The organism is Rhodococcus sp. 05-2254-2, assembly GCF_002259095.1.
In the GTDB taxonomy this organism is placed as follows: Bacteria; Actinomycetota; Actinomycetes; order Mycobacteriales; family Mycobacteriaceae; genus Rhodococcoides.
In genome coordinates, this window is record NZ_NOZJ01000022.1 from 81,105 (window position 1) to 105,636 (window position 24,532).

At 62.8% G+C, this 24,532-nt stretch carries 23 protein-coding genes and 1 riboswitch; of the genes, 16 read left to right on the plus strand and 7 right to left on the minus strand.

Annotated elements, in window-relative coordinates; translation table 11 throughout:
* Positions 1-2: 2 nt before the first annotated feature.
* Positions 3-1,880 (minus strand): TerD family protein, encoded by a 1,878-nt coding sequence (locus tag CH283_RS26945; RefSeq protein ID WP_094648587.1) that lies wholly within the window; start codon positions 1,878-1,880, stop codon positions 3-5.
* A gap of 443 nt (positions 1,881-2,323) precedes the next feature.
* Here CH283_RS26945 and CH283_RS26950 point away from each other — a divergent pair, with 443 nt between their 5' ends.
* Both CH283_RS26950 and CH283_RS26955 read left to right on the plus strand, forming a co-directional pair.
* Positions 2,324-2,701 (plus strand): hypothetical protein, encoded by a 378-nt coding sequence (locus tag CH283_RS26950; RefSeq protein WP_094639974.1) that lies wholly within the window; start codon positions 2,324-2,326, stop codon positions 2,699-2,701.
* Positions 2,698-4,647, plus strand: a complete 1,950-nt coding sequence (locus CH283_RS26955; RefSeq protein ID WP_094639973.1) for a primary-amine oxidase — start codon at positions 2,698-2,700, stop codon at positions 4,645-4,647. Before CH283_RS26950 ends, CH283_RS26955 begins: the two co-directional genes overlap by 4 nt.
* 45 nt (positions 4,648-4,692) lie before the next feature.
* On the opposite strand, the gene CH283_RS26960 is transcribed toward CH283_RS26955, so the two are convergent.
* A complete protein-coding gene (locus tag CH283_RS26960) occupies positions 4,693-5,463 on the minus strand; it encodes a GntR family transcriptional regulator (protein WP_255183388.1) in 771 nt (256 codons plus the stop codon).
* Positions 5,464-5,708: 245 nt separating this feature from the next.
* Here CH283_RS26960 and CH283_RS26965 point away from each other — a divergent pair, with 245 nt between their 5' ends.
* The 10 genes from CH283_RS26965 (at position 5,709) to CH283_RS27010 (ending at position 15,314) form a co-directional block, all read left to right on the plus strand.
* Complete coding sequence (locus tag CH283_RS26965) at positions 5,709-6,473, plus strand: inositol monophosphatase family protein (protein WP_176460538.1); 765 nt, start codon at positions 5,709-5,711, stop codon at positions 6,471-6,473.
* Between the two features lie 5 nt (positions 6,474-6,478).
* The gene (locus tag CH283_RS26970; RefSeq protein ID WP_094640059.1) at positions 6,479-6,757 is read left to right on the plus strand and encodes a hypothetical protein; all 279 of its coding nucleotides are present in this window, start codon (positions 6,479-6,481) and stop codon (positions 6,755-6,757) included.
* A gap of 1 nt (position 6,758) precedes the next feature.
* Complete coding sequence (locus CH283_RS26975) at positions 6,759-8,321, plus strand: sodium:solute symporter family protein (protein WP_094639970.1); 1,563 nt, start codon at positions 6,759-6,761, stop codon at positions 8,319-8,321.
* A gap of 2 nt (positions 8,322-8,323) precedes the next feature.
* Positions 8,324-9,589: a M20 family metallo-hydrolase gene (locus CH283_RS26980; protein ID WP_255183367.1), complete on the plus strand. Its 1,266-nt coding sequence runs from the start codon at positions 8,324-8,326 to the stop codon at positions 9,587-9,589.
* Positions 9,586-10,995, plus strand: coding sequence for an amidase (locus tag CH283_RS26985; protein ID WP_094639969.1), 1,410 nt, complete (start codon positions 9,586-9,588; stop codon positions 10,993-10,995). The genes CH283_RS26980 and CH283_RS26985 overlap by 4 nt, the downstream gene beginning before the upstream one ends.
* The gene (locus CH283_RS26990; RefSeq protein WP_094639968.1) at positions 10,992-11,927 is read left to right on the plus strand and encodes a phosphotransferase family protein; all 936 of its coding nucleotides are present in this window, start codon (positions 10,992-10,994) and stop codon (positions 11,925-11,927) included. The genes CH283_RS26985 and CH283_RS26990 overlap by 4 nt, the downstream gene beginning before the upstream one ends.
* A gap of 7 nt (positions 11,928-11,934) precedes the next feature.
* Complete coding sequence (locus CH283_RS26995) at positions 11,935-12,879, plus strand: choline kinase family protein (protein WP_094640057.1); 945 nt, start codon at positions 11,935-11,937, stop codon at positions 12,877-12,879.
* A gap of 1 nt (position 12,880) precedes the next feature.
* The gene (locus CH283_RS27000) at positions 12,881-14,209 is read left to right on the plus strand and encodes an aspartate aminotransferase family protein (RefSeq protein ID WP_255183368.1); all 1,329 of its coding nucleotides are present in this window, start codon (positions 12,881-12,883) and stop codon (positions 14,207-14,209) included.
* Positions 14,210-14,279: 70 nt separating this feature from the next.
* A complete protein-coding gene (locus CH283_RS27005; RefSeq protein ID WP_255183369.1) occupies positions 14,280-14,705 on the plus strand; it encodes a ParD-like family protein in 426 nt (141 codons plus the stop codon).
* Positions 14,706-14,729: 24 nt separating this feature from the next.
* Positions 14,730-15,314, plus strand: a complete 585-nt coding sequence (locus tag CH283_RS27010; protein WP_255183370.1) for an AAA family ATPase — start codon at positions 14,730-14,732, stop codon at positions 15,312-15,314.
* A gap of 195 nt (positions 15,315-15,509) precedes the next feature.
* Here the strand turns inward: CH283_RS27010 and CH283_RS27015 are convergent, their stop codons facing one another.
* Positions 15,510-17,255 (minus strand): TerD family protein, encoded by a 1,746-nt coding sequence (locus tag CH283_RS27015; RefSeq protein WP_094639966.1) that lies wholly within the window; start codon positions 17,253-17,255, stop codon positions 15,510-15,512.
* Positions 17,256-18,123: 868 nt separating this feature from the next.
* Between CH283_RS27015 and CH283_RS27030 the strand changes: the two genes are divergently transcribed.
* A complete protein-coding gene (locus tag CH283_RS27030; RefSeq protein ID WP_082898556.1) occupies positions 18,124-18,384 on the plus strand; it encodes a helix-turn-helix domain-containing protein in 261 nt (86 codons plus the stop codon).
* 335 nt (positions 18,385-18,719) lie between these two features.
* On the opposite strand, the gene CH283_RS27035 is transcribed toward CH283_RS27030, so the two are convergent.
* A complete protein-coding gene (locus CH283_RS27035) occupies positions 18,720-19,148 on the minus strand; it encodes a mandelate racemase/muconate lactonizing protein (protein ID WP_094639965.1) in 429 nt (142 codons plus the stop codon).
* 28 nt (positions 19,149-19,176) lie between these two features.
* Positions 19,177-19,295: riboswitch (SAM riboswitch) on the minus strand.
* A 274-nt stretch (positions 19,296-19,569) separates the two neighbouring features.
* Here CH283_RS27035 and CH283_RS27040 point away from each other — a divergent pair.
* Positions 19,570-20,391, plus strand: coding sequence for a hypothetical protein (locus CH283_RS27040; protein ID WP_141215342.1), 822 nt, complete (start codon positions 19,570-19,572; stop codon positions 20,389-20,391).
* The gene (locus CH283_RS27045; protein ID WP_068047104.1) at positions 20,388-20,765 is read left to right on the plus strand and encodes a DUF6941 family protein; all 378 of its coding nucleotides are present in this window, start codon (positions 20,388-20,390) and stop codon (positions 20,763-20,765) included. Before CH283_RS27040 ends, CH283_RS27045 begins: the two co-directional genes overlap by 4 nt.
* 49 nt (positions 20,766-20,814) lie before the next feature.
* Here CH283_RS27045 and CH283_RS27050 read toward each other — a convergent pair whose 3' ends face one another.
* The gene (locus CH283_RS27050; RefSeq protein WP_094639963.1) at positions 20,815-21,654 is read right to left on the minus strand and encodes a LysR family transcriptional regulator; all 840 of its coding nucleotides are present in this window, start codon (positions 21,652-21,654) and stop codon (positions 20,815-20,817) included.
* A gap of 90 nt (positions 21,655-21,744) precedes the next feature.
* Here CH283_RS27050 and CH283_RS27055 point away from each other — a divergent pair, with 90 nt between their 5' ends.
* Positions 21,745-22,437, plus strand: a complete 693-nt coding sequence (locus tag CH283_RS27055; RefSeq protein WP_255183371.1) for an SDR family oxidoreductase — start codon at positions 21,745-21,747, stop codon at positions 22,435-22,437.
* Between the two features lie 65 nt (positions 22,438-22,502).
* On the opposite strand, the gene CH283_RS27060 is transcribed toward CH283_RS27055, so the two are convergent.
* Together CH283_RS27060 and CH283_RS27065 are read right to left on the minus strand one after the other, a co-directional pair.
* Positions 22,503-23,333, minus strand: coding sequence for an HpcH/HpaI aldolase/citrate lyase family protein (locus tag CH283_RS27060; RefSeq protein WP_094639962.1), 831 nt, complete (start codon positions 23,331-23,333; stop codon positions 22,503-22,505).
* Positions 23,330-24,493, minus strand: a complete 1,164-nt coding sequence (locus CH283_RS27065) for an acyl-CoA dehydrogenase family protein (RefSeq protein WP_094639961.1) — start codon at positions 24,491-24,493, stop codon at positions 23,330-23,332. Before CH283_RS27065 ends, CH283_RS27060 begins: the two co-directional genes overlap by 4 nt.
* Positions 24,494-24,532: the final 39 nt, after the last annotated feature.

Sequence of the window (24,532 nt, forward strand, 5' to 3'; positions counted from 1 at the left end):
CGTCAGTCGACGGTGATCCCGAAATCCTCTGCGACACCACGTAACCCTGTTGCATACCCTTGCCCCACTGCACGGAACTTCCATCCACCGTTGCGCTGGTAGATCTCGCCGAGAATGAGAGCGGTTTCGCTGGTAGAACCCGTGATCGAAAACGAAATGATCGTGTGGCCCGAATCGAGGTCGTTGACTACTGCACGTAATCCGTGCAGCGACGAGAACGTTCCGCCGTCGAGAGAACCGACGATGACGATGGTATGGGCGTAGGGAGTTGCTGTAGCCAGGTCCAAAGACACGTAGTCGTGTGCCCCGGCAGTGCCCGAGTACTTCTCGTGTCGGACGGAGCATACTTCGTGGCGTGGTTGATTGTAGAAGACGAAGTCGATATCGGACCTGACCTTGCCGGTGTCGGCCAACAGCAATGCCGAGGTATCAACGGTGGCTCCGGCCGGTCCGCTCTCCCACTCGAGTTCGACGCGGAGCCGATTGGTCTCCAATTCACAGTTTGCGCCCCTGGCCAGCTCCAATACCGAGTTTCGGCCACGATCGTATCGGGGAGCAGAGCGGCCTTCTCCATGCTGGTCCGCCGCACGTGGAGGCATCGGGTCAGCGAACGGTCCGGAGAGAGAACCGAACTGCGTCACCACACGATCGGTAGCGCCCCCAACATCGGCAAAGGATGGACAACCTCGGCCCTGAAGCCTCTCTATGAGCACCACCTGCTCGTACGCGACACCGATCTCGCACGAGGAGAGCTCGATCCGTGTCATCTCGTCGGGTACTCGCCCGTCGATCGATTCACCGAGAGCAACGAAGACTGCGTGTGAGCCCCTCCATGAGGCGAAATGAACGGTAATCCGAGCACCCTGCGCGTCGACGACTTCCTTGGCGAAGAAGTTGCCACTGATGTTCCTCCACTCATCGGCCATCATCCGAGATCGGAGGCTCCAGGACAGTTCGAGCGGCTCGGCATCGACGGGTCGAAGTGTGTGCAGCCCAGGCAAGTTCCACACGCGACGTACGACGGATCGATCGAATATGCGCGCGAACGTAGTTGGGACCACCGAACCGCGTGCGATTGCCGTCGACCACGGTGCCCCCAAGGTGGAAAGCGGATCGACGACCTCTCGAAGAATGCGACCTACGTCCGCATCCGGAGTGACGGGCACGACGATCGCCGACCCGTCGACACCATCGATTCCGAACCAGTAGACGTTCGACAGATCTGGGAAAGCCCCCAGAAGGCCGCTTTCGGTCACCGTTCCGGAGAAGAGCGGTGCCGCCTCCGACGTGGCGACGAAGCACTCGGACAGGTCACCAGGGCCGTACACCATCACACTCAGACCAACGCTGCTGATGAGCTTGTATACGGTGCTGACCGGATCTAGCTCGTCACCGCCGGGGTCGGCCAACGCCTCCGTGTCTGGGCTGTCCGGTGACATCAAGGGTATTCCGTCGGACCCGACGTCCCCAGTCGAGTTGAGTCGACCCTCGTCGATCATCGACGCGATGATGATGCGGACCTTTCCACTGGTCAACAATTCGCCGATGTGGTTCGACAACGCGACGCCTTTGGCACCGGCGTACGTGAAGTAGTCCCAGATCGCGTCCCGTGCGTTGCCGGGTCGTTCCAGAATTGCCTCGATGGCGTCGGATCGGTCCGGGAGGTTCTCAGCCGCGATAGTTCTGCAGATATTCGTCAGAGCGCCGACAACCTTGTCGGTGTCGATGCGCCTCGAGTCACGACCACTCTCAGCAATGAGAGTCTCGGCTAGCGCAACGAAGCTCGGCCGTACCGTCTGGTGACGTTGCCAATTCGCTTCAGCAACAATCGGTTCGGTACTCCAGTCGATCGCCGCGCGTGGGCGCGTGAACAAACCCAAGATGCCGGCCTCTCACTCGGGGACACCCTCGGCGAGGCGACGGTCTCCAGTTCTTTTGCTGTCGAACTACTTCCAATATCCGTCGTGCGTATTGCAGAGATATCCGGTGTTGCTGCACTTGCTGCAATTGAGATGATTTCCGAAATCGCTGCCGCCTCCGCGACCTTTGCAGTTGGGGCATTCGTGAACGCGCTTGTAGCACTTCTTGCACTCCATTGTGGAGTTCCCTTCTCTAGCGGTGAACATGCAAATCGGACTGTACCGATATGTCCGGTGGTGCGAACTCCGCTGTTTGAATGGATTCGAAGGAGTGCATGGGACGGACGAATACCAACCACGGTGAAGAACCCCCGGAGTTACAGGTCCCTCACACAGCATGCAAGTACCAGAAATGGTCTACCCCTAACGTCGTAACCGACATCGACGACAGGGAGCCCCGGACAGTGTTGATCAACCGTTGTGCAGCGGCACTGGCGGTGACCACGGCCTTTCTCCACCTGAGGATGGGGATCGGCAGCGCACTCGGTGTTGTGGTCGCCGCCATGGCGGTGGTGTGCCTGCTGTGTGCTGCCGATCTGTGGCGGTCGACGAGCAATCGTCCGTGGGTGATCATGGCGACGTCGAGCGCCGTGATGCTGCTTGCGCATGCCTCCGGTCCCGCGGGGCACCATCATGCCCTCGTCACCGACAGGGTCAGCGACGTTTCGGCGGCCTCGATTCTTGCTGCGACCGAACTCGCGCTCGCCGCCGTCGTCGTTTTCCTTCGCACGCGCCGCATTCCGCCGGAACTTCTCCACTACCCATTGCAGGAGCCACGATGACCGATACCTTTGCGCCCGTTGTAGTTCACCCCCTCGAACCGCTGACCCCGCAGGAGATTTCGAGGACGTCGGCGATCGTGACTCGCGAGCAGAGTCTGACCTCTGCTGCGCGCTTCGTCTACATCGAGCTGCTGGAGCCGACCAAAGCCGATCTGCAGCAATCGGATACGGACCGTCGAGCATTCGTCGTCCTGCGTGACCGTGACGCCCATGCCACCGTCGAGGCAGTGGTCTCGCTCACTCATGATGCCCTGATCAGTTACACCGAGATCGCCGATGCCCAGCCACCCATCACGCTGGAGGAATTCCTTCGCTGCGAGGACGTCATCAAGGCCGATCCACGGTGGCAGGAGGCGATGGTCAAGCGCGGCGTCACCGATTTCTCGCTGGCGATGGTGGACAAGTGGGCCAGCGGCCACACCATGGAGGGTGACAACCCCGGTGGTCGACGCCTCGCCCGCCCGCTGACGTTCGTACGAAGCGAAGCGCAGGAGAACGGATATGCGCGGCCCGTCGAGAACCTCGTCGTCACAGTCGATATGGACACGATGGAGGTGGTCGACGTCGCAGACACCGGAGTGGTTCCCATCCCACAGACTCCCGGCAACTACCTACCCAAATTCTACGAACGCCCCGGGAATGTCCCGGAGTTCCCCCACCAACGCGCACCGATGAAGAAGATCGACATCACCCAACCCGACGGTCCGTCGTTCACGGTGGACGGCCACTACGTCGAGTGGGCCAATTGGCGCTTGCGCGTCGGCTTCACACCTCGTGAGGGGTTGGTGCTGCACGACGTCGGTTACGTCGATCGCGGAACTCTGCGGCCGATCATCCATCGGGCGTCGCTGTCGGAAATGTACGTACCGTACGGCGATCCCGGTGACAGTCAGTGGAACAAGAACGTGTTCGACGAGGGCGAGTACGGTTTGGGTGTTCTCGCCAATTCGCTTCAGCTGGGTTGTGATTGCCTCGGTGAGATTCACTACTTCGACGCGTACGTCAACGATCAGGACGGTCAGCCGATCGAACTTCCGAATGCGATCTGCATGCACGAGGAGGACTACAGCATCGGTTGGAAGCACACCGACTTTCGCGACAACGTTGGCCAGGTCCGACGCAACCGTCGGCTCGTGGTGTCGTTCTTCGCCACCGTGGGCAACTACGACTACGGCTTCTACTGGCATCTGTATCTCGACGGGTCCATCGAGTTCGAGATCAAACTGACCGGCATCATTTCCACCGGCGCGATCGAGCCGGACACGATCCCCGAGTTCGGCACGCTCGTCGCGCCCGGTCTCTACGGGCCGCATCACCAGCACTTCTTCAGCGTTCGCCTGGACATGAACGTGGACGGGCCACGCAACAATCTCTACGAACTCGAAGCCGAGGCAGTGCCCGTCGGGCCGGACAATCCTCACGGCAACGCGTGGCGTCAGACGAAGCGCCATCTAGCCACCGAATCGCAGGCGCAGCGCGTCGCCGATCCACTCCGGGCTCGTTCCTGGTTGATTGCCAACGCGGACAAAAAGAACAAGCTCGGCGGGCACATCGGGTACAAGATCGAGCCGTCCGGTGCGGTCGCTCTGCCTCTGGCACAGCCCGGTTCGCAGCAGGCTCGCCGAGGCGGGTTCGCCACCAAGCACATGTGGGCGACGCCGTACGAAGAACGGGAACGCTACGCAGCCGGTGAGTACGTGGCCCAGAATCCCGGCTACGACGGCCTGGTGGCATACACCGCGCAGGATCGCTCACTCGAAGACGCAGACCTGGTCATCTGGCCCACGATCGCCGCTCACCACGTGGTGCGCCCCGAGGATTGGCCGGTCATGCCGGTCAGCCATGTGAGTCTGCACCTCAAGCCCACGGGATTCTTCGACGGCAATCCGATGCTGGATCTGGCACCGGAGACGCCGAAGCTCGCTGGGCACTGCTGCACCGAGTAGCCAGCCACGTCCAGGCCCGGGGACCACGGTCTCCTGGCCTGCTTTTTACGTCGACGTCTCCGTGACCGACGCACTCACCAGCGACGAGGTGCGCACACTCAATCGAGTTCGGTCGGCGCGGAACAGGTCCACCGAATATTCGACGGGTCGTTCGGACTGGTCGTATCCGATGCGTTCGAGCTTCAGGATGGGCGTTCCCTCGGGTTGCCGGAGCAGCGAGCCCGCAGGCGCACTGATCGTCGCCAATTCGATGGATTCGTCTGCCATACAGACCGATACGCCGAGCCTGGTGCGCAGCGCCTCGTACACCGAGTTCAACGGGGTCTCCAGAACTCGGCCACAGATGCTGTCGCTGAGGTACATCTGCTCCAGCGAGAGCGTGTCGCCGTCCGCGAAGCGCAGCCGCAGCAGAGATACCACAGGTCCGTCTCCCAGTACCTGCGCCGCCTCCGGGCTCGGCTCGGCGATGCGCGCCGAGATGACCTTGGTCCCGTCGCGAAATCCCTGTTCGTGCAGCATCTGCGGGACGCCCTTGACGGTGTTGAGGCTTCGCAGCAGTCGCCGGCTCTGACAGAGGGACTGCGCACTTTCCGGTGACGACGAACCCGGTGTCACCGAGGTCAGGAACGCACCGCCGGCTCTCCCCTTCGTCCGTCGGATGACGCCGTCGCGTTCGAGGAGATCCAATGCTTTGCGCAGCGTCGTCCGTGACGTGCCGAGTCGCTCGGCCAGTTCGCGTTCGGGAGGCAACCGGGCAACGGACCGCGATTCGAGCTCGGCAGTCAACCGAAGAAGCGCCGCGTGCGTCTGCTCCATCAACAGCACCGAATCACCTCGATTTCCTTCGTCACGACTGCAGAAGCCCATTCAATCTTCAATCAGGCCCGCGCAACACCCCTCGACCTGGGCATTAACGCACGATTAACACGGCGGGTGTCCTATGACCCGCAACCAGGTCACGCGTTACACGACGTTCACGTATCGACGAGAAAACCAGAAATGGTCTACGCCCATCGTTGCACCTACCCGAGAACGCAACATCTACCGAAGGGTGCAACACCGTGGAGGATTCCAGGTCGGCACGCGCCGCTCTCGGCGTGGAGCTCGCTCGCTCGGCGGGCGAGATCGCTCGTCACTGGTTCGACACCTCAGCCCTCACCGTCGAACAGAAACAGGACGGTTCCCCTGTTACACAGGCGGATCGCGATATCGAGACGCACATCAGAGCCGGCGTCGCCGAGCACTTCCCCACCGACGGCTTTCTCGGGGAGGAGTTCGGTGAAACCAGCGGCACCTCCGACTACCGATGGATCGTCGACCCGATCGACGGCACCAAGTCGTTCGTGCACGGAGTTCCGCTGTACGCCAACCTGATTGCGCTCGAAGAAGGCGAGCAGATCGTCTTCGGCGTCATCAACCTACCCAGCGCAAACATCCTCATGCACGCCGAGCGCGGCAAAGGGTGCTGGAAAAATGGTGAGCAGGTACATGTTTCGACCAGGACAGATCTGGACGGTGCCTATGTGATGGCAACCTGGCTCGAGGACTGGCACCCCGATACCATCGTCGACCTCCACGCCACCGGTGCCGTGCTGAGGACCTGGGGCGACGCCTATGGCTACATGATGGTTGCGAGCGGCCAGGCCGACGCAGTGGTCGACTACACGACGCAGATCTACGATCTTGCCCCCATGCCGGTGATCATCGAGGAAGCCGGCGGCACGTTCACCTCGCTCGACGGAGCGCGAGACTTCGACAAAGGCAACGGGATTGCGACCAACGGCGCAATTCACGACTCGGTTCTCAAAATAGTCAACCAAGGATGACGCACATGAAAGAGTACATTCGCGGCCTGAGCCGAAAGAGCATCATGACGTTCTTCGGCGGTATCTACGCTCTCGCTCTGCTCTTCGCACTGTTCCCCCCGCTGTACATGTGGGGCAGTGGCATTCGCTACGAGATTCTCGGTATTCCGTTCGCCATCATGTACTGGCTGATCAACGGAGTCGTTCTGGGACTCACTCTCTGGGGTCTCTACATCGTCGAGGACATCCGCGGCGAGCTCGACGAGGATCTCCTCCCCGCTACCGCACCGCTGACTGGAGAATGACATGTTGATCATGCTGGGAATGCTCGGCGTCTTCTACGCCGTCGTCATCTTCATCCTCTACACCACCCAACAGAAGACCTCCCCCACGTTCGACGAGTACTCGGTGGGCGGTCGCAGCTACGGTCCCTGGTACGTCGCGATGAGCTACGTCAACTCGTGGTGGCCGGGCTCGGTGTTCATCGCGTTCTTCGGACTCGCCAGCGGCGCAGGCGTATTCGGACTGTACGGCCTCGCGTACTCCAGCCTCGGTGTCGCCATGATGTATTTCATGGCCACCCGCGCCTGGCGATGGGGAGCTAAGTACAACCTGCGATCACAGCCCGACCTGCTGGGCCTGCGCTTCAACTCCCGCGGCACCAAGATCGTCGCCAGCGTCATCGGTATCGTCTCGCTCTTCCCCTGGGTGGTCCTCGGCATGCAGGCACTCGGCGAGGTCTTCCAGATCGCCAGTGCCGGAGCATGGTCGGTCACCACGTGCCTGTTCGTCGGCCTGGCCGTCATCGTCATCCGCCAGTACTGGACCGTCAAGATGGGCATGCGCGGCCTGATCATGACCGACATGTTCCAAGGTCTGGTCGCCTACGTCTTCTCTGCTGCACTATGCCTGATTCTGCTCTCCGGTGTCGCCGGCGGTCCGATCAGCTTCTCGACTCTCGGAGACGTCGCCGACGAGTACCTGCGCGTTCCGGGCGACGGCGACTCCTACGGCCCGTTCTACCTCTTCGCGCTCATCTTCACCGGTGTCGTCGGATCGCTGTGCTGGCCGACGAGCTTCCAGCGCATCTACACCGCGTCCAGTGTTCGCGCAGTCAAGTCCGGCACCATCCGCACCGTGCTGATCTCCGGCGTCTTCTACTCCCTGCTCATGCTCGTCGGCATTGCCGGAACGGTCATTCCCGCCGTCGCCGACTCGCCGCAGACCGGCTGGTTCACCATTGCCGAAAGCTACGGCGGGACGTGGCTTCTGGGGCTCGCCGCCACCATGGTGTTCGCCGCGTCCATGGGCCACATCGACGGCAGCGTGCAGGTCTGCGGACTGCAGATCGCCAACGACATCGTCAACTCCGACAAGCGCAAGCTCACCGACAGCCAGCTCACCAAGGTGGCCAAGACGAGCATGCTCGCGTTCATGGCAGCGGCGGCCATCGTCGCCTACGCCACCTTCAACATGACGCGCCTGCAACTTCTCGCGCAGATCTCGTACCAAGGCGTTGTGCAGCTTGCCATTCCGCTGTTCCTCGGCATCTTCTGGCGAGGCGGCAACGGTAAGGGCGCAGTCGCCGGAATGATCTCCGGCTTCACCGTCGCACTGGTGCTCACCGCCATCTTCCCGGACGACATCGTCGGGCTCGGCAGCCTCACCGGTGGCGTCGTCGGCATGGCCGTCAACCTGGCCGTGTTCCTCATCGTCTCCAAGGCCACCGGAACCACCGCCGAGGAGAAGGCCCGCGTCGACGAGATGTTCGAGGTCGGCAAACGTCCCACCCGCACGGCACCGGTCGACCTGTCCTTCGAGGACCAGATCGAAGAACTGGCCACCAACCCCGCACCGGAAAAGATCTGACCGTGACATTTCTCGACGACTTCACCGCTATGTCGCAGTTCGGTGCCACCGCCGCCGGTGGTGTGCACCGCGAGGCAGCAACCGCGGACGACGGTCGAACCAGGCGGTTCCTCGCCGACTGGTTCGACCGGCACGGCTTCACCACCACTGTCGACGCGGTGGGAAACATGTACGGCACCGTGGAATTTGCGCCAGGCGCACCGTACGTCCTCGTCGGTTCGCATCTCGACAGTCAGCCGACCGCCGGGAAGTACGACGGGGCCTACGGGGTCCTCGCCGCGGCCCACGCCGCGTACGAGGTCGCCGAGTGTGTCGAACGTGGCTCGGTCGCACCACAATTCAACCTTGCGGTGGTGAACTGGTTCAACGAGGAAGGCTCCCGCTTCTCGCCCAGTCTGATGGGAAGCGGGGTCTTCATCGGCAAGTTCGAGGCCGACGACATCCTGAAGGTCACCGACCGTAGTGGTGTCAGCGTGCGGGATGCTTTGTCCGATATCGGTTTCCACGGCAATGATTCCGCTCCCGAGGCCGCCTCCTACGCCGAGATCCACATCGAACAGGGTCCCATCCTCGAGAGCACAGGCACGACGATCGGCATCGTCACCGCCAACTGGGCCGCGCGGAAGTACTCGATCACCGTGCACGGCGAGCAGTCGCACACCGGCGCAACTCATATGGCCCTGCGTCACGACGCGTTGGTCGGCGCATCCCGCATCGTGCTCGCTGCCCGCGATCTCACGACCCAGTTTCCGGAACAGGCGCTGCTGGCCTCGGTCGGCGAGTTCGACGTCGAACCCAACTCCCCCATCGTCGTGCCGTCGAAGGTCGCCATGGCCATCGACATCCGGTCCTCCGATCCCGAGGTTCTCGAGCAGGCCCACGAGAAGATGCTTGCAGCAATCGATTCCGTGAACGCCGACGGGGAGGTGCGCGTCAGCATCGACACGTCGGCGCTGCGTCCGTCCACGAGCTACCAGATCGAGGGCGTCGAACTCGCCGAGGAAGCCGCCGAGTCCCTCGGATTGTCGTGTCGACGGATGCTCACCATGGCCGGCCATGACTCGGTGAATCTCAAGGACGTCGTTCCGACGGTGATGCTGTTCGTCCCCAGCGTCGACGGCATCTCGCACAGCGAGAAGGAGCAGACCCACGATGCCGACCTGCTCGACGGTGTGAAGATGCTCGCCGAGACGGTCGCGCGCATGGTGCGCGGCGATATCGGGGTCGTCCTGCCCGTCGAACTCGCCGGCACGAAAGGCACTCGATGAATCCCCTCTTGACGAAGACGATCGCCGAGATTCGCGAGGCGTTCGGCAGCGGTGAGACCACTCCCCTGCACCTGCTCGATGCCACGCTGGAGCATCTGGCGGCCATCGACCCCGTGATCAATGCGATTGCGTACGTCGATGAATCGGGTGCACGTGCGGCAGCTCAGGCCGCGACCGATCGACTCGTATCCGGTCGCGCCCGGGGCGACTTGGACGGCATTCCGGTGACGATCAAGGACAGCATCCATGCGATCGGGATGCCGTGGCGGCACGGCGTCGCCGCGAATGCGGACCTGCCGATGTCGACCGTCGACGCACCACCGGCTGCGCGACTGAAGGAAGCCGGTGCAGTCATCGTCGGGAAGACGACGATGCCCGACATGGGGATGATGGCAGCGGGCGTCAGCTCGCTGTACGGAATCACCCGCAATCCCTGGGACCTCTCGCGCAATACCGGTGGATCCAGTGCAGGCGCAGGTGCGTCGTTGGCGTCGGGCATCGGTTTCGGTTCTGTCGGTTCCGATATCGCCGGGTCGGTGCGGTTGCCCGCAGGACACTGCGGGCTCGTCGCATTGAAGCCGACGCAGGGCCGTATACCGCATACCGCTCCGTCGACCATGCGATCGGCCGGTCCGATGGCGCGCACCGTCGACGATCTCATCGATCTCTACGGTGTCATCTCGAGGCCCGATCCACGGGACACGTGGAGCCTTCCCTATGAGGACACCACCGATATACGCGGGGGCCTGGCTCCTGCCGGACTGCGCATCGGCGTCATGCTGGACATGGGCTACGGTCCCTCCGTTTCCGACGACGTGCAGGCCGTGGTGCGTTCTGCAGCAATGCAACTGAGTGCAGCGGGTGCCGTGGTCACCGAAATGCCGCCGATCTTCGGCGCAGATCCGTACCCGGCGTTGGATCGTCTGTTCCAGGTTCGTGCACGAACGGAATGGGAGGCGATTTCTGAGGACCGGCGATCGGATGTCCTGCCCGCGGTCGCAGACTGGGCTGCTCCGGCCGCGCACTTCTCGGCCGCGCAGTTCTCGCGCGACACCGATGCGGTGATGCGCTCGCAGGAGATGATTCGGGCGCAGACGGCCGAGTTCGACTTCGTCATCTCGCCGGTCATTCCGACGGTGGGGTTCGGGGCCGAAGTGGTCGGGCTCGACCCGGCACAACCATTGGGCCACTGCAGTTTCACCGCGTGGTTCAACCAGACCGCCCAGCCTGCGTCGGCGCTCTGCTTCGGCTTCAGCGCACACATGCCCGTCGGGATCCAGGTCGTCGGACCGCGGTTCGCAGATCAGGCGGTGCTGCGGCTGACGAAATGGCTCGAAGGTGCGCGCGGATTCGAGATGGACTGGCCGACAGCTGTGGCCGCTGACACGATCGGAGCACTGGGATGACTGTGCGACAGACATTGAGCGAGTTGGGCATCTGGGCGACGGGCGACCTGACGTTGGACCCCAGTACCACCATGGCGAGTCCCAGTTGGTGGGGCGCGGACTCCGAGCGCTATTCGGCGCGGGCCGAGGTTGCGGACTCAGGGGCAGGTTCGGCCGCATACGTGAAGGTGATGGAACCGCATGCCCGCGACTACATCGATATCGCAGCAACATTCTCCGCTGCCACCGCGGCCGGTGACGCGGGCGTCGGCCCCGCTGTCTTCTTCTCCGACGCAGCGTCCGGTGTGCTGGTGATGGAGGATTTCACCGGACTGTGTTCGACCGCAACGCTCGATCTGTTCGACGAGGATGCGAACGTCGAGAAGCTCGTGGCACTGCGGACCTCCGTTCACCGGCTCAACGGAATCACCAGACGTGCGTCGGTGTTCGAGGACCTGGCGCATGTGCGGGGCCTGGTCGAGCGGGTCGGCGGCGCATTACCGGCCGACTTCGACTGGATGCTGCGCACTCTCGGACCCGCCGCAGCGCGGATCGAGAGCGCCGGCGTCGACGCGGTGCCATGCCACGGCGACGGCAATGTCTCCAATGTCCTGGTGCTCGACGACGGCAGCATGCGGCTCGTCGACTGGGACGTTGCGGCGCTGATGGATCCGCTGCAGGACATCGGTGCGTTGCTCGCCGAGATCCGCCCGTTCGACACCGACGCACGTGAGGTGTTCGAGATGATGTGGGGGTCGTTCGACAGTGCGTTGTTCGATCGCGCCCGCATCTACGGCATCGCCGACTGCATGCGGTGGGCCCTCATCGGCTCGTATGCGGACGCGATGAGGCCGGGTACGCACGAGTACTCGAAGTTCTCCGACTGGCAGTTCCTGAGGGCGCGCGCTGGACTGCGCGACCCGCATTTCGACGACCGAGTACGGAACATCTGAGGTGGCCATGAACGAGATCGCACTGGGATCTGCCCGCACCGAACCCGAGCGGCAGGTGGAGAAAGCCCTGGCTGCCGTTGCGGAGTGGGAGGGACTGAACATCACCTATACCCCGGTACCCGGAGGGTTGATGAACAGCAATTGGCGCATCACCGTCGAGGGAAAACCGAAGCGCTACTTCATGAAACTCCCCGGAGCCGGAACGGATTCGTTCATCGATCGGTCGCTGGCCAACGAAGCTGCCCGTCGTGCAGGCGCTTTGGATATCGGACCCGAGGTGGTGCTGTTCGATCCGGTGACCGGCGTGGAGGTGATCGAGTTCCTCGAAGGCTATCGGGCGTGCACCAACGGTGACCTCAAGCGCCCCGAGATTCCCCTGGGCATGATCGATCTGTATCGCGTGCTGCATTCTGGCAGCAAGCTCAGCATCACGAAGACGATTTTCGACATGATCGACGAACACCTCGATCAGGTTGCCGAACTCGGCGTGCGATTGCCGCGCGACGCCGAGGTGATTCTTGCGGAATACGGGCAGGCGAAGAACGCGATGCTGGCGTCCGGACTGGACCTGGTGGCGTGTCACAACGACCCGATGCCGGGCAACATCCTCATCGGCGACGGCCTGCCGATGAAATTGGTGGACTACGAGTTCGCGTCGAACAACGACCGCGCCTACGAGCTGGCCGTCATGATCACCGAGATGTTCTACGGCGAGCAGCAGACCATAGAGCTGATCGAAGAGTTCTACGGCAAAGCCGAGTGGTCGATGATCTCCCGGGTGCAGGTGTGCAGCGCACTCGCCGACGTCAAATGGGGGCTGTGGGGTTGCATGAACCACAAGCTCAGCACCGCATGGGATTTCGACTACCACAAGTACGGAACCTGGAAGCTCGCCCGCGCGCGGATGAAGATGGCGGATCCGCGTTGGGCGTTCTGGCTGCAGGGGTTGTGAGGTGACCACACTCGATCGCGTCGGGGCCCTGAGCGTCAACGGTTTCGATGCATCCTCGGCCGTGGGGCTCAGCACCCGCACGCTCGATCTGGTCGAGCGTCGAAGGCGGGTGCTCGGGCCTGCCTATCACCTGATGTACGAGACTCCGCTCGAGTTGGTACGAGGCGAGGGTGTGTATGTGTTCGACGCCGATGGCACGCGATACCTCGACATGTACAACAACGTTGCCAGCGTGGGGCATTGCCATCCCCGGGTGGTCGAGGCCGTCACTCGGCAGATGTCGTTGATCAACACGCACACGCGGTACCTGCACGAGGCGGTGATCGGCTACGCCGAGGATCTGGTCGGCACCTTCCCCGACCGGTTGGACACCGCGATGTTCACGTGCACCGGATCCGAGGCCAACGACCTCGCTCTCCGCATCGCACGGCACGCGACCGGACGCCAGGGCATCATCGTCACCGAAAGTGCCTATCACGGTGGGACTGTGGATGTGGCGGCTTGTTCGCCGTCGATGGGTCCGGCGTCCGTTCGCGACGCTCCGTGGTTGCGGACAGTTCCGGCACCGGATGCGTACCGGGTGGAGGGCGATCTGGGGACGTGGTTCGCCGAACAGGTGCAGACGCAGATCGACGACCTGGCCGCGTCCGGGATCGGCGTCGCGGCTCTGATGATCGACTCGATCTTCGCCTCCGATGGGATCTTGCCGGAGCCCACACCCTTCCTGAAGCCCGCGGCAAATGTCGTTCACGCCGCGGGTGGAATGTTGATCGCCGACGAGGTGCAGCCGGGATTCGGCCGGCTGGGCGCATCGATGTGGGGCTTCGAGCGGCACGGCTTGCTGCCCGACATCGTCACGATGGGCAAACCGATGGGCAACGGCATGCCCATCGCCGGACTGGTGATGCAGAGCTCGTTGGCCGAGCAGTTCGGACGAGACCTGCGCTATTTCAACACCTTCGGTGGCAATCCAGTGACCATAGCTGCGGCGCAAGCGGTGCTGGACGTGATCCGAGACGAGGACTTGGTGGCCAATTCGGCTGCGATGGGTGAGCGCATACTGGCAGGCCTGAGCACGGTCGCCGATCGCGTCGATTCCATCGGGGACGTCCGGGGTGCGGGGTTGTTCGTCGGAGTCGAATTCATTGGCCCTGCAGGTCGACCGGACCCAGCCGAGGGCCTACGCGTGGTCAACGCGATGAAGAAACGCGGGGTGCTGATCTCGGCCACCGGCCTGTACGGAAACACCCTGAAGATCAGACCGCCGTTGACCATCGAGGCGGCGGACGTCGACTACTTCCTCGAACAGTTCGCAACAGTCCTGGCCTGACGGGTGGGGCTACCTTCACCGGGCTGCTCGGTGCGCTGGACGGCGCGTGACGGGGACTCGTCGGACCTCGTTGATCGAGACCCAGCAGAGCGTTGTGGCAGATTGCTACGCTGGCGATACTGCTGCGGCGATAGGACATCACATGGGCACCACCTCGTCTCTACGTATCGACGACGAACTTTACGATGCGGCAAAAGTGGCCGGATATGCTGCAAGCCGAAGTGCCGCCCAACAGATTGCTCACTGGGCACTGATCGGCCGTGAGATGGAGCTTTCACATCGAGTCTCGGCACGCGATATTGCCGATGTGCTCGCAGGTAAGGCGCGCTATGACGACCTGACGCCGCACAGGCAGGCCGTCGTTCGCGCTGAGTGGACAGAACAGATGGAATCGGTGACGGAGTCGCTCGACTTCGAGAGTGAATTCACTGCAGAAGGTCGCTCGTACGTCGAGTCCGACGAGCACGGCAACGTCGAGTGGAGCAACCGTCGATAGAGCGCGCTCCCGAGACAGCCCATCGTGACAACACCGATCTCGGACCCGGTACTTCATCTACTCGCTGGACCCAATGGTGCCGGCAAGAGCACCTTCAACGCGCGCGTACTGTCACCGGTCACGCATCTTCCGTTCGTCAATGCCGACGAGATCGCGCACGATCGATGGCCCGGCGACGAGTCTGCGCACGCCTACGATGCGTCGAAAGTTGCTGCCGAGCTGCGTGCGGAATTCCTCTCGGCACGATCGTCGTTCGTCACCAAGACCGTCTTCTCGCACGAGTCCAAGGTCGAACTGGTCCAGTCTGCCGTCGGTGCAGGCCATTTGGTGACGCTGCACGTCATCGCAATTCCCGTCGAAACGGCTGTGGCCCGAGTGCAAAACCGTGTCGATCAAGGCGGCCATTCGGTCCCAGAGGCGAAAGTTCGCGAACGGTACGACCGGTTGTGGCCTCTCCTTCGCTCTGCGGTCGAGATGGTGGATCGCGCTCAGGTGTACGACAATTCATCAGCGCGACGCCCGTTCCGCACGATTGCCCGGTTCGATCGCGGTCACCTCGTAGGACAGGCCGAATGGCCCAGCTGGATGCCACCGGCCCTCCGTTCGTAACCGCCCTGTCCCGTTGATCGCATTCTGCACATCTCGCCTGAATAGGAACGATCGGGAGACGGTTGGCATATCAGCCTGCGGTCGACTGCACTGGACCCAACGAGGTCAGTGTTCTTTCGGCAACGCGTTCGAGCTGACGCCGCGTCGCGCCGTCCCGGGCACGCTGCGACATGCCTGACAGGATCCTGTTCTTGGCTACTCGTCGACTTCCACGCCGTATCTGACGGCCAATTCAGCCAATCCGTCGTCATAACCTTGGCCGATGGGTCGAAAGCGCCATCCACTCCCCCGGCGGTAGATCTCGGCCAACAGCATCGACTGTTCGGTCGTGGCTGCGTCAAGCACAGCTGTGGCGACCGTCGAATCGACTCCATCGAGCGAAACAGAGACTGCACCGACGTCGCCAAACGTCTTGTCGCCGTCTATGGCTGCGGCGATGACGATGCGCGCGCATTCCTCGGGAACGAGCGTCAGGTCGATCCGGACACCCTGCTCACTGTCACCGTCGATCGACATCGAGACGGCACCGTCCGAGGTAGCCGGAGCGTTGTAGAACACGAAATCCTCGTCACTGGAGACCAACTCGTCGTCGTTGACCAGGAATGCGACGACGTCGACGCCTACCTGCTCGGACTCGTCGGCCCGCCACGAACTGTTCAAAGTCAGCATGGTGAGGCTTGGATCCAGATCGACAACACCACCACGTGGCACCAGCGGGGCGATTCGGGACCGCCGCGCCGGAAGCGGAGCAGGCACCTCGATCTTCAGCTCACGGTCTATCGCCGCCGGTGTCAGCAACGTGAGATCCCGTTCTTTCACTTTCGGCATCCGGGGATCTCCATCGCCGCCGTCCAGAATCAGGATGTCGGTCACGCCAGCGCTGAGATTCACAGCCGGTGTCGCACCGAGTTGAATCAGGCGGGAACGCATCAGCACAGAATCGGCATGCGAACCACCCATGACCAAGACCCTTCTCGTCTGCCAGGGCTTGGCGACTGGATCGGGCTGTTGCACGGGTGGCTTCGGCTGGACCTGCGGCCGAGTACCTTTGGGCGTTCCTGGTTGCACATCCCGTAGCAGGTCGAGCAGTTCGGACTCCGAGATTATCCGAAGTCCATGAGCCCGAGCTCGCTCGACCTTTCTGCTTTCGGTCGTGGGATCCGAGCACACCACCACACTGGTGAATCGGCTGACGGAGTTCATCACGTCCAAGCCAGCTTCGGTGACTCGAGCGGCCAGACGCAACCGCGGAATGCGCGTGTCGCCGCTGATCACGACTCGCATGCCTTGAATCAGACCGCCGTCCCCAGCAAGAGGACCGGGGTTCTCCCACGTGCAATGCGTTCGAGGCACGGTGTCCGGATACAGCGTCAGGCGCTCGGTGCACGTGACGACGGGAAGGGGAAGTTCGAGCGACCTGGCCAGTCGAGCACTGTGAGTGAAAACCTGCGCCAGCACGCGGGCATCGTCGTAGGCGTCGTGCGCATTGGACTGCAGCACTTTCCAGTGCGCGGCCAAGGTGGATAGCTTGTGGTTGGGAGTGTCGAGTTGTAGTCGCCTCGACAATGCCACGGTGCACAACCGTTGCTTCGTCGGCATGTCGATGCCCGCACGCATCGATTCGAGCTTCAGGAAGCCGTGGTCGAAACTTGCGTTGTGCGCGACCATGGTTCGACCGTCGAGCAGATCCATGAGCTGCGGGGCGATCATGTCGAACGTCGGTGCACCGGCAAGCCGTTCGGGCGTCAGTTTGTGGATGTGCACCGGACCGGGATCGCAGCCCGGGTTGACCAGTGTCGACAGTTCGCGTCCGACGCGTCCGTCCTCGTCGACCGTCATAGCGGCCACGCTGAGCACCCGATCACGGGATGCCTTCAGACCCGAGGTCTCGACATCGACGACGACCCACTCGTCGCGTCCGGTCTTGACTGCATTCCCCACGGAGGTTCCACCTTCGACGCCAACGGACAGTGGTGGTCACTATGCCTCACGGGTCACCGGCAATACGGCGAATGCCGAACACGGGTCGATCTATTCGCACTGTGGACCAGTGATGTAGCCCTGCTCGCAGCCGTACTGAGTTTGGATATCCCCGCTGGTCTGTTCTTCACCGCACAACACTCCGCACCGCTCGTAGCCATTCACGACGCCATCGCCGTTTCGATCCTCGGATTCGTTGTACGGATACCCTGCATCGGGTACCGGCGCTGTCGCCGCGCATCTCGGGTCGTTCACCACGTACGACCCATCGGTGAAGACCGCGGTGCCGCCGTAATCGCAATATCTCAATTCAGGCGGTGCCGGCGGGACATATGTATCGCACTCGGCTTCGTACCCTGTCGTGCCGTCTGAGTACAGGGCGGTGCCTGACTGATACAGATCCAAGTCGCCGCACTCGTAGGTGATGGGTTGGGGCTGAGGAACAGGCGGCGGCTCAGGTGCCGCCGTCACGTCCACGTTGGAGGTAGGTGACGCCGACACCGCAACGCTCGAACTGCTCGTCACAGGAACAGCTTCGCTCGGTGTCTCGTTGGGGCTGCTCGAGCAGCCGACGCAGACCAGCGCCACTGCGGTGATTGCAATGAAAGTTCTCGTGGACATGCCAACTCCGAGCTGGTCGAGACTGCATGGACCCGTCCCCGGTACAGGCAATGTCGATTCAGTATCGCAATGAACTGACCACCGACACGGGCGATTCGACATTCGGATATGCCGTTATGCCTTCGTTCACAGGCATAACAGGGCTCAGTCCTATAAAAGAGGGGCGTATTGTCGCCTATGCATGTAGTCGCAAGCATAAGGAGCGAATATGGCCCATCCGCGACGACGAAGTCGGAGATATCCGAGTGAGGTGGCGGCCGCCTTCGTCGCACGTCGGCTTCAGTTACGCCTCACTCAAGCAGAGTTGGCATTGCTCGCCGACGTGGGTCGGTCGACGATCCAAGCTCTCGAAGGCGGCAAAGACTCGATCCAACTCGATGGTGCGATCGCCATCGCGAATGCGCTGGGCTGTGACCTTACTTTGCGGACTCGATCCGGAACGCCTGTGCCACCTCTGGATTCGCGTTGACCAAGCCTCAATGCCCGACCGGCCAGGCGGACTGCAACCCCGCGTGGCCGTAGAGCTCAGCCATGGAACCCGAATCGGTTCTCGGTAAAGGGTTCCGATCGTCTCGTACGCAACGATTTCAGGGTCTTGCGTTCCCGAATTCGTGTATGGCCTCGGCCAGTTCGGTCATGCGCGCTGTTCACCGAAGCTCGTCAGTCTCTTTGCTGCTGCATCGGTTCCAAGTTCGACTCGGACCTCCGGGTTGTCGATGTAGAAGCGAATCCACTATCAGACGCAACAGCGATCTCCGCGGTTCCACTGGCAGGCCGACCCCATTTATGGCCTGGTGGACGGCTTCAGCGAGAGAGCGTCTGCAAGGTCGCCTCGCCCGCGCGGTACCCCGCCTCGAACAGCCATGGCCACTCGGAGAAATCCTCGGGATCGACCACCACCGTCTCGACACCGCCGTTCCCGCGCCGCTTCGGCATGTTCTCGGGATGGGACGGGAACCGACCCTTCAGGTAAACGGGTTCGAGACTCTGCCGAAAGATCAGCCACGTCCGAGGCGTGAAGCCCACTGCCTCAGCACGTTTCGCGAGGTCGATCCAGGCTTCTGCATTGGCATACCCGCCTTGGAGTACCAGCCTCCGAGTCTCGAGCATCGGAAACACGCCGTACCAGATCGGCGGGTAACTCAGTAGCGTCTGGCACCAGGCACGACGCCGTTCCGGCGGAATGGGTTCCCACTTCGCCTGTGCTGCTTCGAGTTCGCCACTACCGGACATTGTTCACCTCATTCTGGAGGTGCAACCCTCCATCGACTTGCGCGCCTGCGATTGCGGGACGCGCCGGTTCTTCCCCTGGGGCACCCTGTCGATGGAGACGGGGTTGCCGGACAGCCGGCCAGGTACCGACAACTGCCACTCATGAACCTCTCCCGACCCTAGCGGAGAGGTACGACACGCACCATCGGCCGAAAGCGGCAGCCACTGCACGCACCCCGTGCACCGAGGTCGCGCACTGGATTGTCATGACCGCTCCGGTGCAGGCCTCGGGCCGAGCTCCCGGAGGACGTCGAGGGCTGCGGCATCGCGCTCGTCGCATTCATCGTCGCCGTCAATCGCGAACAGCATAAACGTGTCCAGAGGACGACCTGCGGTTCGGCTCGTATCGTCGCAGGGCCCACATTTTTCCTATGCTGTGTTCGTGCCCTCCGACCGTACAGACAGCAACCTCGCTCGCGTGATTCCACTGTTCGGTCGCCGGGGATCCCGTACCACCAACGCGGAATTCGCCGACGACATCGAGCCGGCAGTCGAGTCCCCGGTCGAAGGACCGACGCCCCACGATGTCGAGCTCACACCACCGACCGCCGAGGACGAGTTCGCAGCGCTGACCGCGTCGAAGCCGATAGCGCAGCTTCGTTCGCTCCTCGACTGGCTCGGTCCGTCACGACCGATCACCGGCACAGGTGTTCCCCGGCCCGGGTCGGTCAGCGAGCTGGCGAAGGCCCTCGGGGTGGATCTGGACGCGCGTGCGCGGAATTCACGATCCATGCGCGACATCCGCAACCTGATGACGCTGTGGGATGCGGCAACAGCGGCCGGATTGATCGAGTTGACATCCACCACGGCGATACGCGGTCCATGGGCCGACGAGTTCGCCCACTCACTCCCCGGCTCGCTGTCCGCTCACCGGACGGCTCTGTCGCACGTCATCCGCCGGTACTTCCTCAGCGAGGACCCGCGGCGCCAGTCGCAAGCCCCCGATGTCGTTGCCGGACAGATAGTTCTCGCCGCGATGACGAGCATTCCACGGACGCAGCTCCCGGAAGTCGGGTCGGCCCACTCCGGGGATCTGTACGAACACATCATTGCGTTGATGCTCCGCGGCCTACTGGACCAATTCATCGCCGACGGGTGGCTGGTCTGCGACGGGACATACGAGGTGCCGGCACCCTTGCGCCCGACCGTCCTGGACGCCATGAAGTCACTTCGATACTACGAAACGGATGACCGCAACCGATGATCATCACCGGATTGTTCTTCGCCGAGTACGCGCGAGCCTCCAACGACATGCTCGACATCCTCGGCGGCGTCTGGGATACCTGCACGGTCCCTCGCGACACCCGCATGCTTGAATGCCGGCTGGTCGCACTGTTGCAGACGGGACCCGATGACATCGGTAAGGACTTTCCCGCGACTCTCGAAGTGCTCGACGCGAACGGCGAACACATCGTGAATCAGCGGGGGCTGCAAATTCCCGGTGCCGGCTTCACCGGCGAGAACCGATTCTGGTTCCTGCCGATGCAGATGGTGTTCCGCGACGAAGGACGGCACAACTTCATCCTCAGCGCCGGTGGGGCCACGGCGAGCGTCGGGCTTCGTATTGCCTTCGGCTGACGCCTCGGTCAGTACGACGACGGTTGGCGATTCGGCACCGCCGACGGGTTCAGTTCGTCATCGAAGATGCACCGACAGCCGACGTGACCAAGGCCGATATCGCCGGCGATCGGACTCCGGCCGGCCACGCGATAACCGTCGTGATCATCGGCGCATCGGCCACAGGTACGGCCACATGCTCGGGCCACTGCCACGCGCGACTCGACGCTGGGATCACCAGCAGCGCCTGACCCAGCGCGACCAGTTGGGCGATCTGCGATTGAGCGCGCACCTTCGGCCCGGGTCCCTCCGGATAGGTCCCGTCGAGCTGCGGCCATCGGGCCATCGGTAGGTCCGGCACATCGCGGATATCATCCATGGCCACTTCGACTTTCGAGGCCAAGGGGTGATCACGCGGAACGATCGCGACCTGCCCCTCGGTGAGGAGGTCCTCGACGTCGAACCCGACGAGGTCGTCGACGGGGCGATGCATCAACGCCACATCGGCGTCACCGCGGCGAAGATATTCGGCCTGCTCACCGACTTCGCACAACACGATGTCCACCTTCGTGGGGTGCGCGTCGAGCACGCGTCGTAAAAGCTCATGGGACGCACCGGCTTTGGTCACCAATTTGATGACGTCACCGGCGCTTCGCGCTCGCTGCACTGCCGCAGCGACGGCGTCGAGCGCCGTTACAGCGTCCCTCAAGAGCCCGGCACCGGCAGCAGTGAGTGACACTCCGCGACGATTCCGATCCAGGAGGGCGACGCCGAGCCGGCGCTCCATCCTGCTGATCGCCCGCGAGAGCGGTGGCTGGGCGATACCCAAGCGCTCCGCCGCGCGTCCGAAATGCAGTTCCTCGGCAACGGCAACGAAATACCGGAGTTCACGCGTTTCGAGGTCGTCCACGCCGACAGCCTAGTTGTGATACCCGGTGAGTATCACTGGTTGGTCGATCGGTATTGGACGCACCTGCGCTCGACGCCGACCATGGACTGCATGACAACCAAGACCGCGCTGGTCACCGGCGCCAACAAAGGGATCGGCTTTGCCATCGCGCACGGACTGGGACTGCAGGGAATCAGAGTGGGAGTCGGGGCCCGCAACGATGCACGACGACAGGACGCGGTCGACAAACTTCGTGCTGCAGGCATCGACGCGTTCGGAGTCCCCCTCGATGTCACGTCGGATCACAGCGTCGCCGCAGCGGCCGACTCGATCCATGACCTCGACATACTGGTGAACAATGCAGGCATTTCCGGCGGCGAACAGCAGAATCCGACGACGCTCGATATCGACGTACTGCGGACTACCCTCGATACCAACGTATTCGGGGTCATCAGAGTGACAAACGCACTACTCCCGGCACTTCTTCGATCTACTTCGCCACGCATCGTCAACGTCTCGAGCAATATGGGCTCGCTCGCGCTGCAGACCGGCCCGATCATGGCGGCATATGCGCCATCCAAGACCATGCTGAACGCGATGACCGTGCAGTACGCACGGCAGCTCGCGGACACTGCGGTGATCGTCAATGCATGCTGCCCGGGCTATGTGGCAACGGATTTCACCGGATTCGCATCCACACGCACGCCGGAGGAAGGTGCGCACATCGCGCTGAAGCTCGCCACCCTGCCCGACGACGGCCCGCGGGGCGGATTCTTCGACGACGCCGGACCCGTGGCCTGGTGAACACGGCCGATTGTCCGAGTCCAGGCATCGAGTGGCCGACTCGACGCTGCCGGACTCGGCTGACGTCAGGTGCTGATCGACTCCCGCGCGGCACGTTCCACCACTCGTCGAGCAGTGCGGGCCACAGCTTCGTCGATCAGGAATCCCTTGCTGTCGACGGCAACGCCCGAGGTAGCACGTTCCAAGTCGGCCAACAATTCCTCGGCCTCGCGCACTTCCGTCTCCGACGGCACGAATACCGTTCGCACAGGAGCCAATTGAGCAGGATGAATACACGCACGCCCGACGAAACCGAGGCCCGTAAGCGCCCGGGTATCGGCCTCGAACGCTTCGGCATCTCGGAAGTTTCGCGACACCGCGGCCGGTGGCGGATCGATTCCGGCCGCGACGCTGGCTGCGACCACCTGAGCACGCACGAACGACAGCGACTCCGCCGAGCCGTCGACGCCCAGATCGGCGGCGAGGTCTACCTCCCCGATCTGGAGAAACTTGACCCGAGGTGCACGGGCGATCTCGAGAGCGGCGAACACTCCGGCGGCCGTCTCGATGAGGGGCGAGACCGCCGCGCTACTGCCACTCAGTAGAGCATCGGCCTGCTCCACCTCGCGAGCAGACGACACCTTCGGCAGCCAAATGCCGGTCAGGTTCGGGTGCAGCACCGCGCGAATATCGTCCTCCTGCAACGGCCCTGGGTTCACCCGCACCCAGATCTGGACGTCACCCGGTTCGCAGGCAGCGACCCACTCGGCCACCGTCGCACGCGCATGGTCCTTGTTGGCCGCGGTGACGGCGTCCTCGAGATCGAGCACCACTGCGTCGGTGCCCGATGCCAGTGCCTTGCCGAAGCGCTCCGGCACGTCCCCGGGAACGTAGAGGTACGTCAGAGCCGACCTCATCCGATGACTCCCGTACCCGCGACCAGGGACTTCGCGATGACGGTGCGCATGATGTCGTTGGTTCCCTCACCGATCGCCATCAGCGGAGCATCTCGGTAGAGACGCTCGACGACGAACTCTGTGGAGTAGCCGTAGCCACCGTGGATGCGCATGGCTTCGAGGCTGGCGGTGATGGCAGCCTCGGAAGCGAAGTACTTCGCCATGCCGGCTTCCATATCCACGCGCTTACCCGAATCTGCCTGCGATGCAGCCCAGTACGTCATCAACCGTGCTGCCTGCAGCTGGGTTGCGATGTCGGCGATCTTGAGCTGAATGGCCTGAAACTCGGCGATGGGCTGACCGAAAGCGGTGCGCTGCTTCGCGTATTCGAGTGCGGCGTCGTAGGCAGCCTGCGCGATGCCGACACTGCGTCCGGCAATGTTCAGACGACCGATCTCGAGACCCGACAGTGCCTGCTGCAGTCCACGACCCTCCACACCCCCGAGCAGAGCGTCGACGGGGACGCGCACGTCGGTGAACGTGATCTCACACGACTCGGTGCCCTTGTAACCGAGCTTGCCCATGTCGCGCTGCACCTCGAAACCGTCGGTCGTGGTGTCGATCAACAGCAGCGACATGCCCTTGTGTGCCGGCGTCGTCGTGCTGTCGGTCTTGACCAGTACCGGAAGCACATTCGCATGCCGAGCGTTGGTGATCCACGTCTTCGCACCGTTGACGACGTAGTGGTCGCCGTCGCGCTTGGCGGTGGTCTTGATGCCCTGCAGGTCGGTTCCGGCACCGGGCTCGGTCAGGCCGACTCCCGTTCGCCATTCACCGGTCGCAAGCTTGGGCAGCAGCGTCTTCTTCTGCTCCTCGGTGCCGTGCTTGCCGATCATCCAGCACGAGAGGTTGTGGCTGCCGAGAATTCCGGCGACGCCCATCCATCCGCGGGCGAGCTCCTCGTACACCAGGGTGAACGAGACCTTGTCGAGGTCGAGTCCGCCGTACTCCTCCGGCGTCGTGATCCCGAACAGGCCCATGGCCTTCATGTGTTCGACGATCTCGGTGGGGTATCGGCCCGTCTTCTCCCACTCGTTGGCTACCGGGATGATTTCCTTGTCGACGAAGGTGCGCAGCGCTTTCCGGAATGCCATCTGCTGTTCGTCGTACGTGAAGTCCATGATGATGTCCTGTCGATTGGGGTGTCGTCGATCGAAGTG

Bases quoted from the DNA above. Each gene is read 5' to 3' on its own strand.
- CH283_RS27065 (WP_094639961.1), bottom strand. From the start codon at position 24,493: ATGGACTTCACGTACGACGAACAGCAGATGGCATTCCGGAAAGCGCTG.
- CH283_RS26995 (WP_094640057.1), top strand. From the start codon at position 11,935: ATGAACGAGATCGCACTGGGATCTGCCCGCACCGAACCCGAGCGGCAG.
- CH283_RS27055 (WP_255183371.1), top strand. From the start codon at position 21,745: ATGACAACCAAGACCGCGCTGGTCACCGGCGCCAACAAAGGGATCGGC.
- CH283_RS26970 (WP_094640059.1), top strand. From the start codon at position 6,479: ATGAAAGAGTACATTCGCGGCCTGAGCCGAAAGAGCATCATGACGTTC.
- CH283_RS26985 (WP_094639969.1), top strand. From the start codon at position 9,586: ATGAATCCCCTCTTGACGAAGACGATCGCCGAGATTCGCGAGGCGTTC.
- CH283_RS27030 (WP_082898556.1), top strand. From the start codon at position 18,124: ATGGCCCATCCGCGACGACGAAGTCGGAGATATCCGAGTGAGGTGGCG.
- CH283_RS27035 (WP_094639965.1), bottom strand. From the start codon at position 19,148: ATGTCCGGTAGTGGCGAACTCGAAGCAGCACAGGCGAAGTGGGAACCC.
- CH283_RS27045 (WP_068047104.1), top strand. From the start codon at position 20,388: ATGATCATCACCGGATTGTTCTTCGCCGAGTACGCGCGAGCCTCCAAC.
- CH283_RS27060 (WP_094639962.1), bottom strand. From the start codon at position 23,333: ATGAGGTCGGCTCTGACGTACCTCTACGTTCCCGGGGACGTGCCGGAG.
- CH283_RS26960 (WP_255183388.1), bottom strand. From the start codon at position 5,463: ATGGAGCAGACGCACGCGGCGCTTCTTCGGTTGACTGCCGAGCTCGAA.
- CH283_RS26955 (WP_094639973.1), top strand. From the start codon at position 2,698: ATGACCGATACCTTTGCGCCCGTTGTAGTTCACCCCCTCGAACCGCTG.
- CH283_RS26975 (WP_094639970.1), top strand. From the start codon at position 6,759: ATGTTGATCATGCTGGGAATGCTCGGCGTCTTCTACGCCGTCGTCATC.
- CH283_RS26990 (WP_094639968.1), top strand. From the start codon at position 10,992: ATGACTGTGCGACAGACATTGAGCGAGTTGGGCATCTGGGCGACGGGC.